Source organism: Streptomyces sp. NPDC037126 (assembly GCF_055605965.1).
This window is the reverse complement of the sequence record NZ_JBVJTD010000054.1, coordinates 1-13,667: the sequence shown is the minus strand read 5'-3', so window position 1 is coordinate 13,667 and position 13,667 is coordinate 1. Positions and strand designations below refer to the sequence as shown.

Sequence of the window (13,667 nt, the reverse complement as noted above, 5' to 3'; positions counted from 1 at the left end):
GCGTCCTTGGCAGACTTGGCCGCCTGGTCCGCGTAGCCCTTGGCCTGCTTGGCCGACGCATCGGCCTTCTTCGCCCAGTCGGCAGCCTGGTCCTGGGCCTTGACCGCGAGAGCGGCGGCCCTGTGTGCTTGGGCGGCGTTCTGCTGGGCGGTGGCCGCGACTCCGGCGGCGTCCGCGATCAGCTGGGCGATCTGCGCGGTGTGGGTGGCGCCGAGGAAGTCCTGGCGCTGTGCCTTGTACTGCCCGACCTGGATGAACTCGTCCAGCAGGTCGTCGGGGCCCTCCAACGCGATCCTGGCTGCGGACTTCACCTGCGGCCCGCCGCTGTCGATCAGCTGGGCCGAGCGGACACGCTCGTCCTGGGTCCGCGCCTCGTACTGCCCGGTGGTCAGGAACTGGCGGAACTTCTGCGGGTCGTCGGAGTCCAGCGCGGGGCGGCCGGCCTCCTTCACGATCGGTCCGCCGGCGTCGATGATCTGGGCGATGTTCACCCGGAAGTCCTGCGCCCCGGCCTCGTACTGCCCGGTGGCGAGGAACGCCGATACCTGGTCGTCGTCGCCTTGAGCGCCTCCTCGGCGGCGCTGCGCACCGAGGCCAGGGAACTTTCCTGGGCGAGGGTCTGCACGCGGTAGCGGTCGTCCTGGTGGGCGGCCTGGACCCGGCGGGTGGTGAGGTAGTCGACGACGTCCTGGTCGGTTCCGGTGAGGGCTTCCTCGGCGGCGCCCCTGCTCCACGGCTGACCGCTCTGCATCGTCGCGAGTGCGACCTTGCGGCTGGCCGCGGCGATGGTCTTGAGGTCGGCTCCGGGCCCGCTCAGACCCGTTGGCGAGCGATCACCGGTGCCCACTTGGTCGCGCACTACACGGATCGACTGACGACAGCATCTGCACGGCAGAAGGAGGCCGTCTCGAGCCAGGCCCGAAAACAGCCCCCTTCGTCTCACGCCAGGGCGCAGCTGTCAGTGCTTGAAGGCTTCCTTGGCCTTTTCCTTGGCCTCACGGGCATCCCCGGTGCTCTTTTCCACCTGGCCCTCGGCGGCCATGCGGTCGTTACCGAGGGCCTTTCCCGCAGTCTCCTTGGCCGTGCCCTTGGCCTGCTCGGTCTTCGCCTTGGCCTTCTCACCAGCAGTCACGGAACGTGCCTCCTCATAGCTCTTTCGCCACCGTCGCGGCAGAGGCCTTGTGCCCCCACTTCCCTTTCACAAACAAGGCGTCCTCGAGGAATGAGCCCAGCATAGGAGGGCAACTGGAAGCGCAGGAGGTAAATAACTATGGTTCCCCTGCTGCTTGTTCTTCTTCTCGCACTGATCCTTTTCGGCGCCGGTTTCGCCATCAAGGTCCTTTGGTGGGTCGCCGTCGCCGTCCTGGTGCTATGGCTTCTCGGCTTTGTCATGCGTTCCACTAATGCCGACGGTGGACGCGGCCGCTGGTACCGATGGTGACCTGACTGACCCACGATCCCGACCGTCGGGGCCCGGCCAGCATGCTGGCCGGGCCCCGACGGCATACCCGAGGCGCGTCCCGAACACGAGGCCTCCGGGAGATGTCCGGTTGCAGGCCACCGTTCTCCGCCGGCCACCGGTAGCCCGTCTTGCGCGCCCGATCCCAAGGCGTCTGCACGCCTCGACGCTGCCCACCCCGGCCGCCAGAAGGCGCCAGTACTCGGCCTCGAGTCCCAGCCTGCGCTTGCGTCCCCGCCTCGCCATCAACACTCCAGGATGATTAAGGAATGTTGCGACAAGCGTTAGAATCCGCGGACTTGGCAGAGGGTCACTTTTCGCGAAGCGTTGACACATCCAACAGGACCGCACAAACACTCTCCGGGGGAACGCGTTCCGGCCGTGCGCCAGGGTCGGCCGGCCTGGCATCATCACGGTCGACAATCCCGAGCCGGTCGTCGCACACATGTCCTCTGTGGCCGTACTGCATAGACCGCACCCGTTCCTGAACGGGCTGCGGATTCGGTGGTCTGGGGAGCGGGTGCGGTCAGGACAGACGGGTTCCCGGGCCACTTGCTGTGACAGACCTGCCTCCAGCCCTCAGTCTTTCAGGGCTCCTCGGCGTGCTGACGGCTCCTGCCTGTCGCGGGCTTGATCGGATCAGGTGTAGGGCAGTTGGAGGGTCGACTGGTTTCCGGTGCCGAGGGTGGTGGGGGCGTTGCCCAGGGCGTTCCAGACCTTGACCTGAACGGTTCCGTTTGTCAGATCGCAGGGCGTACCGCTCGCGGAGGCCAGTCCGGCTTTGTCGGTGTAGTGCTCCCAGCCCGGGACCGGGTCGGTGGCGAAGTACTGGTAAGTCTCGACGCGGTCCCACTTCCCATTGCCGGTGCAGTCGTACGACACCTGCATCTGGACTCCGTTACCCACGGCGTCCTTCGCGTCCAGAGCGAGGTCGAACTGGGTCTTCCCGCCGTCGTACTTCATGTCCAGTCCGGAAGCGGTGAACGTCACCGGCTTGTACGGACTGCCGTCATGGTTGGCGCCGTCGGCCGACGCCACCGTCACACCACCTGCGCTTCCGGCGGTCTGCGCCAGCGTCCCGTCACCGCTCAAGTACAGCGTGGGCGACGAACCCGAGCCACCGGTCGGCGTCGGAGTGGGCGTCGGTGTGGAACCTCCGTTGGAGGCTGTGTAGGGCAGTTGGAGGGTCGACTGGTTTCCGGTGCCGAGGGTGGTGGGGGCGTTGCCCAGGGCGTTCCAGACCTTGACCTGAACGGTTCCGTTTGTCAGATCGCAGGGCGTACCGCTCGCGGAGGCCAGTCCGGCTTTGTCGGTGTAGTGCTCCCAGCCCGGGACCGGGTCGGTGGCGAAGTACTGGTAAGTCTCGACGCGGTCCCACTTCCCATTGCCGGTGCAGTCGTACGACACCTGCATCTGGACTCCGTTACCCACGGCGTCCTTCGCGTCCAGAGCGAGGTCGAACTGGGTCTTCCCGCCGTCGTACTTCATGTCCAGTCCGGAAGCGGTGAACGTCACCGGCTTGTACGGACTGCCGTCATGGTTGGCGCCGTCGGCCGACGCCACCGTCACACCACCTGCGCTTCCGGCGGTCTGCGCCAGCGTCCCGTCACCGCTCAAGTACAGCGTGGGCGACGAACCCGAGCCACCGGTCGGCGTGGGGGTGGGGTTGGGTCCTGTGCCGCCGGGCGCGCTGCCGCCGCTCCAGGTGTAGGCGCCGGTGGTGACCGTTTTCCCAGCGGGTACGTGCACGGTGGTTCCGTCGGAGAAGTGCACGGTGGTGTCGGTCGCGTTGGTGTCGGCGGCGACGTAGGTGCGTTTGCCGTTCTTGACGAAGACCGCGGTCATCGGGCTGTCGGCGGTGACGGTGGTGTCCACGGTGCCGAGGGCGGCGAGGTTGCGGATCCAGTGGAAGGTGTGGGCCTTGCTTTCGCCTTCTTCGGAGGTGAATGAGTTGTTGGCGCGGAAGTCGGCCAGGGCTGCGTCGCCGTCGCCAAGGGCCAGGTATTCGTACCAGATGTCGGTCCAGATGCCGGGCTGTGTCTTGCCGGCCTGGTTGAGCATCTCTTGGTAGTTGGCCCTGACGTAGGCCGGGTCGTTGCCGAGGTAGAGGTGTCCGCCGGTCACAGGGAGCAGGTTGATGCCCTGGATCTGTTCGGGGGCGCTGGAGAACCAGGTGGAGTAGGCGCCTCCGTTGCTCCAGACCATGCCGACCTCCTTGTGTGGGAAGTCGCTGGGGTAGATCTGGTGGTGGGTGTCGAGCCAGTAGTCGTCGATGGCGGCGGCCTGGGTGGTGTACATGTAGATGCCGGCGTCGCGGACGGTCTTGTTGCCGGTGGCGATGCCCCACTGGATGAGCGCGTTGTCGAAGTTCATCCCCTCGGAGGAGGATTCCTGGTTGTTGCCCGCGGCGAACGAGCCGTGGCCGGAAGCCCAGTCGTGGCCGGCGTAGATGTCGAAGTCCCGCAGGTAGGGGAAGCGTTTGTCGGTGCGGTCGTAGTTGTTGGCGTCCCGGATGAGCAGGTCGACCATGCCGCCGTAGTGGTCGGCGTCGGCCCAGGTGGGGTCGAACCTGGCGAGGGTCGCTGCGGCGGCGATGTAGTAGCCGTAGTGGAAGTGGTGGTCGTTCAGCTCCTGATCGGACCCGTAGGAGGCCGGGTAGCCGATCAGGGTTCCCCAGTTGTGGTCGTAGTAGAACAGGTGGCCCGTCTTGCCGGGCGAGGCGGTGAACCAGTCCGTGAGTTTGGACTTGATCGCGGACAGGGCGGCGTCGCGCACGTCGGTGTTGCCGGTCTGGTCGGCGATCTCCGCCAGGCGTGCGGCGCGTCCGAGGCCCTTGCCGGTCCAGTAGGTGTCGTCGCTCTGCTGGCGGGTTGGGTCGGCTTTCTCGGCGTCGAGGTAGTCCTGCAGTGTCGTGGCGTCGGCGCCGGAGCTGTCGGCGACGGCCGGTATCTCGGGCAGCACGCCGTGGAAGACCATCGAGGTCGTGAAGGATGTGATACCGGTGAGCACCTTCAGCGGGCCGCGGGACGAAATGTAGGTCTGCGGCAGCGGGCTGCCGTCGGCCAGGTAGCGCCACTGGTGTGGCAGCAGGGCCGCGACCGTGCCGGTTTCCGAGCCCTCGAGGGCGGTGGTGGTGAAGCGGTACGTGGTGGTGACGGTGCTGTCCGCCTCGTCGTAGCGATAGGACACGGCCGTGCTGGTGACGGGGTCGTAGGCGTACTTGGCGTACTCGGACGCAAGCGCGGCGCGGTCGTCGGTCGAGGTGGACGGCGTGGTCGGCAGTACTGCGACGGAGAAGTAGTCCTTGCCCGCGAGCGAGGAGGTGAGAGTGGAGCCGCTGACCGACCAGGTGGCACCGGTCGGAGCGTAGGCGACGTAATCGTGCCCGTTGACGGTGTAGCCGATCGTCGAGCCAGAATTGGACCAGACGTTCACTGTGGCGTTGGAGGCGGCCTTGATCTGTGCGTCACCGCCAGTCGCTCGGAAGTAGGCGAACGGCAGGCCGGCGCCGATCGTCGCCCTCAGGGAGTGTGCGCCGTCACTGAGATAGGGGCTGACGGTCCAGTCGCTCCAGTCGTCGACCTTCACCTCCGGAGCGGCCAGACCGGATACACCGGCGACGAAGTCCTCGGCGTAGTCGAAGTGGTACTCGCCCACGCCCTTGCCGCTGCCGGAGATCGTCGGCTTCGTGCTGTAGGAGAAGCCCAGCCCTGCGGACTGGGCCCGGAATCCGAGCGGTTGGGCGAACAGGGGCTCCCCGTATGCGCAGTTGGTGCGCTTCCACAGGATCGACGACCACCAGTCGTTGGTGGGGACGGCACCGGACGGGGCGTTGGCCGTCACCCAGTGGCGCGGGTTGGTGGACAGGTCGGCGCATCCCGAGGGCAGCGGGCCGGGCGCCGCGGTCGTGTAACTGCCCGCGCCCACCGTGTCGGCGCCCGCCGCCGCAGAGTTGAGCACGGTGAGCACCGCGCCGAGTAGAGCAGCGACGGCCAGGAAGACCGCCGCCTTCCGCCGCGGCGCGGACCACGGCGCCGTCCGTAATGGCTGATCACTGTTCCTTGACATTCGGGCACCCTTCACCATGAGCCGGGAGCGTACGCATGACCCGTCGCCAACGGGTGCGTCGGGTCTACGGATGGCTGGTCCGATGAACCTTCATATCCCAGGCAAGACTGACGGATAGCCCGGGCGGTAGAGCTTGAGAGCGCTCTCAATCGGGGAAGATTAGGTCTGCTTCGTGGAGGCGTCAATACAAAGTGCGATGATCGTTCAACCGACCGTCACTGTCCGACCTGTTCGCGGATGAGGTCGCGCATCCAGAGACGCTGCCTCTGGATGCGCACTGTCGACCACTGGCCGAAAAAGGCCCAGGTGGTTCGCGCCGCGACTGCGAAGGGGCTCCTGCAGCCGGACCGCATCCTCCGCTTCGGTTGGCTCGCCCCGACGACGCCACCAGGGGGGCCGGAAGAACGTTTGGGCCCGTAGTAGTCATAGGCACGGCTACAAGATCACGCCGTCATTTGCAAGGCAACATGGACCTCGAAGCTAACTTTCCCAGGCAAACCGTAACAGACACCCGGTCCCGTTTGCTTCGGCGGACCTCCACGATGGGCAGCATGGTGGCTGGGGCGGGAAGGCCGAGTTCCCGTGGTGTTGGGGCCTCGGAGCGTGGGGACGCCCGGAGGCCGGGCGAGCTGGCGCGTCGAAGGCGCCCGGCAGCTGTCCACGCCGACCGTGACGGAAAGACAGAGTCCGCCGTCGCCGATGCAGAGGCTCCGCACAGCGCAGCCCCCACAACACGTGCCGGCATGGACGCAGCCCGGCCGAGCCGACCACTGCCTCGTCCGGGGTGAGGTGCCTCTGCCGTCCAGCCACAGCACTACAGCAGGGCTGATGGGCGTTCTCAGTCGGCTAGATGAGCTGATTGCCTGCGTCATCTTCCCTGTTGGGTCGCCGTGTTGAAGCGGATCGAACAGGGGTGGAATCGTGCCGGGTTTTTTCCGAATTACCGGTAGTTCGTTAAATCCGGAGGTAGCGGTCAATGCCGTGTCCGGTGGTGACCGCGTCGATCAGGGCCCGGAGCTCGGAGGGTGGGTCGGTATCCGTCCAGGCGTGCCACCAACGAACTACCGATAGCGGGCCGAGCGGGATCACGTTTGCCGGCGATGCTCGCGGCGGGTCTGTCTCGCCACACAGCCCTGCGCACCCTGCTGCGCATCCCGTTGCCGACCGGGCGGATGCCCCGCGTGATCGGCGTCGACGACTTCGCTCTGCGTCGGCGGCACCGCAGCCACATCTCGCTGCGCCGGCTCGCCCGGATGATCCTCACCAGGCCCGACAACCTCAAAGCCGAGCAGCGCGATCTGCTGGACCGGACCATCACAACATGCCCCAAGATGATCCAACTTCCCGTCATCGTCGCGGACTTCGGCGAGCTCCTGTCGCCTTGCGCAGGAAATACAGGCAGGCTCTCGCACTGGATCGTCCAGGTCCACGCAGCCCATCTACCGCACCTGCACGCCTTCACCCGGGGTCTGGACCGAGACCGGGACGCCGTGATCGCCGCGCTCACACTTCCGTACAGCAACGGCCTCACCGAGGGCGTCAACACCAAGACCAAGCGGATCGCGCGCCCGATGCACGGACGAGCAGGCTTCGCCCTTCTTCGCCACCGCATCCTCCTCGGATAGCGGCACACTCCGTCACCACCGAATGTGAGACAGGCCGTTAGATTTACACTCCCGTTGTCGGGCTTCTTCGTCGTGAAGGGCGTCTTCCGGCGCGGGGTGCAGCTGGTTACCCCGGAGGCGGCCGCCAGCGTGGCCCGCCGGATGGGACCGAAACCCGCTGCGGACTGAGTCTGGGTCGCGGGAAAAGCAGAGCGCCCACTACCCCCAACCGCATGGGCAATGCGGTTGCCAGCCACTGACCTGGGCTGTTGTGAGGGGTTGGCACGCATGCGGCACGTCGGGGCAACACGCCACGATGGCCGGAGCCGCGTGGCCGAGGCTCACCAGCCGGTGTAGCGTGGTGCCCAGCAGTCGTGGTTCCGAAGTCCCGTTCGCCCGTGATCGCAATCGCGGGCGTTTTTGCTGTTCAACGCCTCTCCGGACCAGGGCGATCACCTCCGGATCCCGCACGATGCGAGACCCGATACGAGTCCCTTCGAAGGAGACAGACATGGCCAAGGGCACTGTGAAGTGGTTCAACGCGGAAAAGGGCTTCGGCTTCATCGAGCAGGAGGGTGGCGGCCCCGACGTCTTCGCCCACTACTCGAACATCGCCACCCAGGGCTTCCGTGAGCTTCGGGAAGGCCAGACGGTCGAGTTCGACGTTACGCAGGGCCAGAAGGGCCCGCAGGCGGAGAACATCCGCCCCCTGTAACGAGAGAACAGCGAAGAGGCCCCAGCCGGAATGCACCACCGGCTGGGGCCTCTTCGCTTCTACGTGCCCCGTCGGAGGTTTCCGGTCCTCACGGCGGGACGGGCGTCTATCGGGCCCGGGGCGAGCTTTCCGGGGCGAAGCCCGCCGTCGGCGACACCCTGGTGATCTCCGACGGCGGCTACCGCGGTACTGGGCTGGTGATCCCACATCGTCGCGAACGCGACCAGGAAGGGCTTCCGGCCTGGAAGGAGGAGGAGACGCTCACATCGCAAGGTCCGCGCCCGGGTGGAGCACGCCTTCGTCCGGATGAAGAGCTGGAAGATCCTTCGCAACTGCCGCTGGAAAGGCGACGGCGTGCATCACGCCATGCTTGCCATCGTCCGCCTCCACAACCTCGCCCTCGCGGGGTAGTCAGGCCGAACGCGGACGCCCCGACCCTGTCGGCCAGAGTCAATGGATCACTGCGGGACAGCCTTTACGACCTTGTGCATGGTTGGCCGTGGCTCGGCGCCGGGTAGCTCGTTGAAATGTCCATGATGGGGGCTGGGGCGAGCAGCATCTGGCTCGGCTCGCGGCTCGGCCGTGGCAGCGGGCTGTGGGAGCGGGGGCGAGGCGAGGCACAGGTTCGTCTTCGTCGACCGCCTGCTGGTCACTTGGGTGAGTCTGCGCCATGGCACTACACACGACGTGCTGGCCTGCTGGTTCGGTGTGGACCGCTCCACCATCACGCGCGCGATTTGCTAGGTCCGGCCACTGCTGGGTCATCGAGCACCTGGGCGCCGGTGATCAGACCGGAATCATCGACGGTACGGAGATCCGCGTGCGACGCCCCGCCGCAGGCCGGAAGGACCGGGACAAGTTCGTCTCCGGCAAGACCAAGTTCTGACAGCCCAGAGACGGCCCCAACTGACCAGACGGGTACACAGCGGGCACAGGCGCCATGCCGACAGCGACAGTGGCTGAATGATCTGCCATGGTGCCTCGCCGTGACGGCTAGTACTGCAACGGTGGTTGCCGTGACTGATGGCCAGGTCAGGGTCTGTGTCCGCGGCGCTTGTAGTGGCTGATGCGGGCTTGGTGTTGGCGCCGTCGACGCCAGGCTGACCAGTGCAGGATGTGCTCGACAGCCATTGGTCTGCGGTTGGTCAGACGCGTGATCAGTCGTCTGATTTCGGCGAGGCTGAGGTGGATGAGTTGGGAGGATCCGTTTCTGCTTTGTCTGTGTCCAGCTGGCGGGCTCGCAGGATGGTGAGGCAGGCGTGGGCGGCCATGGCGAGGGTCATGTGGCGATGCCAGCCGGGGTAGCGGCGGACCTGGTAGTCGTCCAGGCCGCATTCCTGCTTGGCGGTCTGGAAGCATTCCTCGATGGCCCACCGGCTGCCCGCGACACGTATCAGCTGGTCCAGGGTGGTCTCGGCGGGGCAGTAGGCGATGTAGTACGAGATCTCGTCGGGCCGGTGGACGCTGCGGCGGGCAATCACCCAGTGCCGGCGATCCTCGCGGTGCCAGGGCCGCACCTCGACGCGAGCCCAGTCGTAAACACGCAGGCCGTGAGCGCCCGCTCCGCAGGAGCGACGCTTCCACTTCTGCCGCGGCAGTCCATTGAACAGGTCGTGGACAGGGTGGTCGAGGGCCCAGCGCGTGACCACGGTGTCATGCCGGGTGGTGGCCATGACGTGGAAGACGTCGGCCTGCTCGAGCTCGAACCGCCAGCCCTTGGAGAAGCCGTAGGCCGCGTCCGCGGTCACCCAACCGAACGGGATCTTGTCCGCGATGGCCTTGCGGACCATGGCCTTGGCCATGGACACCTTCGTCTCGAACGTCACCTCCTCACCGATGCCGGCCCGGCGACACCGCTCGCGGTCGTCCGTCCAGGAAGCAGGCAGATACAGGCGGCGATCGATCAACGTTCTGCCCCGCTCGGTGGCATACCCGAGAAACACACCGACCTGGCAGTTCTCCGTCCGTCCGGCCGTGCCGGAGTACTGCCGCTGAACGCCGGCCGACCGCGTTCCCTTCTTCAGGAATCCGGTGTCGTCGATGATGAGGACCGCTTGGGGGTCACCGAGATGCTCGACCACGTAGTCACGGACGTCATCGAGGACCTCCTCGGCGTCCCACTCAATGCGGTTGAGCATTCGCTGGATACGGTCCGGACCGTCATGACCGGCCTGTTCCGCTACCGTCCAACCGTTCTTGCGCTGCAGCGGAGCAATCAGCCCCCGCATATAGGCCAGCGCCGACTCACGCGGCTCCGACCTGCTGAAACGGTGCACGAACCGCTCATGCACCGCGTCAAGTTCACGCGCCCACAGCCTGACATCAGCAAGATCCCCACCCATAACCACACCAACGACCGACCTGGCCATCAGTCACGGCAACCACCGTTGCAGTACTAGGTGCAGGCGTTCGTCGCCGATGGCCCACTGCCCGACTGAGACGGGAGTGAAGAAGAGGTCGACAGGCGCTACGAGCAGCTTCGGGCGATCTCCCAACCTGATACGGCGGAGGAGGCGCAGGCCACGTGTTTTAGAGAACATCTCAACTGGTGACTGGACTCATTGGCGCAGATGGTCCAGGAGTCCGTCGGGCACGGGGTAGGGGGATTCATGGGGAAGAAGTTGATGGGCGGTGTCCAGGTCGCCGCCCCGAACATGCCCGTGGATCTCGTGCGCGAGGCTAGTTACATCGGTGATGGAAACCGTCCACTCGTCTGCGTAGCGGTGTGCGGCTTCGCCGACGAGGCCGAGCTGCAGCGCGCGATGAGGAAGGGGCTGCAGATGCACATCACGCTCGGGGTCCCATTGGACACGCGCCAAGGCCCTCTTCAACTGCCGCTTCCAGGTTGCTCGGTCGACGTGCAGTCCGCGCTCGTAGTGGGACAGGCACGCGTACTCCAGCGCCCATTCGAAGCCTTCGCGGGTGATCTCGACTGCGAGGACGGTCTCCTGCCCTTCCTTGGCTCCCCATCCGCAGCGATACATCATCCACAGGAAGGACGGCTTGATCCACGTCATCCGGTCTCGCTGCCAGGCCGTCGGGAAGCGACCCTGTCGGGCTGCGGGCAGGCCGAGCTCTGGCGGGTATGCCTGGTAGACGATGACTGTGGAGTCGGTGTAGCGGGCGCGGATCTGGTGCTTGAGTTCTGCCACGGTGACAGCGTGCGGACACTGCTCGATGCGCGCCATCGAATTACCTGGGCACCGGGTTGCTGAGCCTCCGGTAGCAGATCAGGGCGGCGGCGATGCCGGCGAAAGCCAGGAAGTGTTCCGCTTTGCGCTCGTAGCGACGGTACAGTCGTCGGCATCCCGACAACCAAGCCACCGTACGTTCCACGGTCCAGCGATGGCGGCCCAGTCGACGAGAGTCCTTGACGCCTCGGCGATCTATGCGGGGCGTGATGTTGCGGGAGCGCAGCCACCGCCGCAGTTGGTCGAAGTCGTATGGGTCTGCTGCAGGTTCGGGTGACAGGTTCGGTTACGCGGCCTGGAGGGCCGGTGTGGTCATGACGGTCTCGAATTCGACGGGGGTCAGCCGGCCGAGCGACGGACGGAGCCTCGGCGCCCCCGACCCAGTGCAACGCCGCCTTGTCGGCATGGAACCCCTACCGGCCAGGCGATGCCCTGCCCTTCCGGAACGCGTCAGAGCCTGCTCGGCCGCGGTCATCACATTCCCCACCCGGACCTCCGAACAGATCGAACGGCTAATCGGCATCAGTATGCGATGGGCATGATGATTCCGCCGCCGGCGGTCCACTGGAGTTCGGTGGGACGCGTGTGCCCTGTCGGGTTAACCCGACAGGGCACACGGTCATCTCGCAAGCTCTTGTGGCGTCAAGAGTCGAGGAGGTTTTCGAAAAGCTGCCTCATTTCTTCGAAACTCGATTCATCACAAAGCAGTACGATGCCGAACTTCCCGACCTCTACCCCTTCGGGATGTTTTACATATGACCACTTTCTTCCAACTTTGGCGATGATCCTGAACAGCTGAAGCCGATCTTCCTGGTCGTCAGGAAGCAACTTTTCGGCGTCGGAAATCACCAGTAGGTACTGATCACTGGGAAGCCAACTCAGGTCTCTCAGGCAATCATGGAGTGCAGGCCAGTTCCAGCCAAAATAGTCTGGGAGATTGAACGCGTCCCAGAATTTCTGAAACACGTCGTCGACACTGAGCGCACCCGCACCCTCCACGGAGGCCACAAAGTTGAGGCCGCCCGGGGGAATCAGTTCCGTGACTGGTGCGTGCGCCCCAGGAGTCGCGATATGACACCACGGTTTGATGGCAGCCCATCGACCCTGTTCCGTTACCACTTCGGCGGCTCCACCACGATGTAGGTCTGATAGTGCGTCGGAGTGTAGTAGATGGATCCGTCGCTGCCCATCACGATGCGCTCTCCCCCTGGTCTCGGATTGTTGGGCGACTGCGCTGTTCCGTACTCACGATACGTGATAGGGGAACCGTCCGGCGTATGTGCGGGAAGTTTGTATCCACCCCCTGTACCACGGTTCTCAAAAGGCTCCAGGGACTTCGGCCCCTGAAATTGAGAACCCCATCCAGTTGCATCATGGCCGTATTTCTTCAGGTCATCGATGACTTCCATGCTCTCGGATGGAACGGAGCTTGGTATCCACCCTTCCAGACGACCTGTGTCTCCCAGGGTCGCCCCATTGGAAAAACAGTTGCTGTTGTGGACGAGTGCTGGGGTCCGGCCAGCCAGCACGTAGTAGGTGTGGAGGTCATCGACGGTGAGGTTGTAGGTGCGGGTGTGCTGGTCGAAGGTGCGGTTGACTTCGACGCGTACGGTGGTGGCGTTGGTGCTGAGAAGGGTGCTGCCGGGTGTGAGGTCGTGGGCCTTGACCCACTGGTGTGCTGTTGGGCTCCAGAAGGGGTGGTCGTAAGTGGCGGTGAGTTTCCGGAGTCCGTCGGGGGTGGCGATGGTGAGTTCGTCGAAGTGTTTGTCGCCGTCGGTGATGATGAGACGACGGACCTTGCGAGGCGCGGTGCGGCCGGTGAGCGGGTCGGTGGCGACGACGGTGTCACCGGGCTGAATAGACTCGATGCTCTTGGTGTGGCTGTTGGCCATGAGGACCTGGGTGCCTGCTGGGAAGCACTGGGTGCACCCCTTCGCATAGCGGGCGGCGCGCAGGTCTTCCAGCGCTTCCATTCCGCGTTCGAGGAGCTTGAACTTGGAGCTGAGTAGGAGGTCTTCGCCGAGCTGGAGGCAGGAGACGGGGTCGCCGCCCTTGCAGGCGTCGAGTTGACCGAGGCCGAGGAGGTCCTTCTCGACGTTCCACAGCTGCTCCATCGCCGCGTTGGCGGCGGGAGCCTGGGAGAGGATCGTGCAGAAGGTCTCGTTGTGCTGGCACCAGCGCGCCGGACGTTCGACGGCGTCGCAGCCCAGAACACCGCATCGGTAGCGGGCTTCGGCCTGGCTCCCGGTGTCCTTCTCGGCGGCCTTGCGTTCGGCCTCCTTCTTCTCCACGGCCGCCTGGAAGGCGTCCTTGAAGGCCTGGTCGGCGGCCTTGGAGTCCTTGCCGGCCGCGAGTTCGGAGGCCCGGGCCCGCTCTCCGGCGCTGTAGGCGTCAGCGGCGGAGGCCTGCGCCCACTGGGCGGAACCCGCAGCATCAACGGCGGAGACGGCCGCGGCGTTGGCGGACTGGGTGGCGGAGGCGGCAGCCTTGGCGGCAGTGTGAGCGGAGGTGGCCGCCTGGTCGGCGGAAGCCTGCGCGTCCTTGGCAGACTTGGCCGCCTGGTCCGCGTAGCCCTTGGCCTGCTTGGCCGACGCATCGGCCTTCTTCGCCCAGTCGGCAGCCTGGTCCTG

At 65.6% G+C, this 13,667-nt stretch carries 12 protein-coding genes and 2 pseudogenes; 5 read left to right on the top strand and 9 right to left on the bottom strand.

Going from position 1 to position 13,667, the window contains the following annotated elements:
• The 3 genes from ACZ7FF_RS43925 to ACZ7FF_RS43915 all read right to left on the bottom strand — a co-directional run.
• Nucleotides 1-491: ALF repeat-containing protein (locus ACZ7FF_RS43925; protein WP_470820246.1), on the bottom strand; the 491-nt coding region annotated here is incomplete at its 3' end.
• The gene (locus tag ACZ7FF_RS43920) at nucleotides 488-859 is read right to left on the bottom strand and encodes an ALF repeat-containing protein (RefSeq protein ID WP_470820244.1); all 372 of its coding nucleotides are present in this window, start codon (nucleotides 857-859) and stop codon (nucleotides 488-490) included. The genes ACZ7FF_RS43920 and ACZ7FF_RS43925, both read right to left, overlap by 4 nt.
• Nucleotides 860-958: 99 nt before the next feature.
• On the bottom strand, nucleotides 959-1,132 hold the full coding sequence (locus ACZ7FF_RS43915) for a CsbD family protein (RefSeq protein WP_470820242.1): 174 nt from the start codon (nucleotides 1,130-1,132) through the stop codon (nucleotides 959-961).
• 138 nt (nucleotides 1,133-1,270) lie between these two features.
• Between ACZ7FF_RS43915 and ACZ7FF_RS43910 the strand changes: the two genes are divergently transcribed.
• Nucleotides 1,271-1,441 carry a hydrophobic protein gene (locus ACZ7FF_RS43910; RefSeq protein WP_470820241.1) on the top strand — a complete coding sequence of 57 codons (171 nt, stop codon included), beginning with the start codon at nucleotides 1,271-1,273 and terminating at the stop codon, nucleotides 1,439-1,441.
• A 657-nt stretch (nucleotides 1,442-2,098) separates the two neighbouring features.
• Here the strand turns inward: ACZ7FF_RS43910 and ACZ7FF_RS43905 are convergent.
• Complete coding sequence (locus tag ACZ7FF_RS43905) at nucleotides 2,099-5,527, bottom strand: glycosyl hydrolase (protein WP_470820240.1); 3,429 nt, start codon at nucleotides 5,525-5,527, stop codon at nucleotides 2,099-2,101.
• Between the two features lie 1,100 nt (nucleotides 5,528-6,627).
• On the opposite strand from ACZ7FF_RS43905, the gene ACZ7FF_RS43900 reads away from it, so the two are divergent.
• The 4 genes and pseudogenes from ACZ7FF_RS43900 to ACZ7FF_RS43885 all read left to right on the top strand — a co-directional run bounded on the left by ACZ7FF_RS43900 (nucleotide 6,628) and on the right by ACZ7FF_RS43885 (nucleotide 8,590).
• A complete protein-coding gene (locus ACZ7FF_RS43900) occupies nucleotides 6,628-7,152 on the top strand; it encodes a transposase (RefSeq protein WP_470820239.1) in 525 nt (174 codons plus the stop codon).
• Nucleotides 7,153-7,642: 490 nt separating this feature from the next.
• Nucleotides 7,643-7,846, top strand: coding sequence for a cold-shock protein (locus ACZ7FF_RS43895; RefSeq protein WP_470820237.1), 204 nt, complete (start codon nucleotides 7,643-7,645; stop codon nucleotides 7,844-7,846).
• A gap of 122 nt (nucleotides 7,847-7,968) precedes the next feature.
• Nucleotides 7,969-8,257: pseudogene (locus tag ACZ7FF_RS43890) on the top strand (transposase); the annotation flags it as partial.
• A gap of 171 nt (nucleotides 8,258-8,428) precedes the next feature.
• Complete coding sequence (locus tag ACZ7FF_RS43885; RefSeq protein ID WP_470820235.1) at nucleotides 8,429-8,590, top strand: helix-turn-helix domain-containing protein; 162 nt, start codon at nucleotides 8,429-8,431, stop codon at nucleotides 8,588-8,590.
• 413 nt (nucleotides 8,591-9,003) lie between these two features.
• Here the strand turns inward: ACZ7FF_RS43885 and ACZ7FF_RS43880 are convergent, their stop codons facing one another.
• The 5 genes and pseudogenes from ACZ7FF_RS43880 to ACZ7FF_RS43860 all read right to left on the bottom strand — a co-directional run.
• Nucleotides 9,004-10,188 carry an IS701 family transposase gene (locus ACZ7FF_RS43880; protein ID WP_470820247.1) on the bottom strand — a complete coding sequence of 395 codons (1,185 nt, stop codon included), beginning with the start codon at nucleotides 10,186-10,188 and terminating at the stop codon, nucleotides 9,004-9,006.
• A gap of 216 nt (nucleotides 10,189-10,404) precedes the next feature.
• Nucleotides 10,405-11,034 (bottom strand): DUF4291 domain-containing protein, encoded by a 630-nt coding sequence (locus ACZ7FF_RS43875; RefSeq protein ID WP_470820233.1) that lies wholly within the window; start codon nucleotides 11,032-11,034, stop codon nucleotides 10,405-10,407.
• Between the two features lie 4 nt (nucleotides 11,035-11,038).
• Nucleotides 11,039-11,290 (bottom strand): annotated as a pseudogene (locus ACZ7FF_RS43870) (IS5/IS1182 family transposase); the annotation flags it as partial.
• Nucleotides 11,291-11,679: 389 nt separating this feature from the next.
• A complete protein-coding gene (locus ACZ7FF_RS43865; RefSeq protein ID WP_470820231.1) occupies nucleotides 11,680-12,156 on the bottom strand; it encodes a barstar family protein in 477 nt (158 codons plus the stop codon).
• On the bottom strand, nucleotides 12,150-13,667 hold a 1,518-nt coding region (locus ACZ7FF_RS43860), incomplete at its 5' end, for a polymorphic toxin-type HINT domain-containing protein (RefSeq protein ID WP_470820230.1). The genes ACZ7FF_RS43860 and ACZ7FF_RS43865, both read right to left, overlap by 7 nt.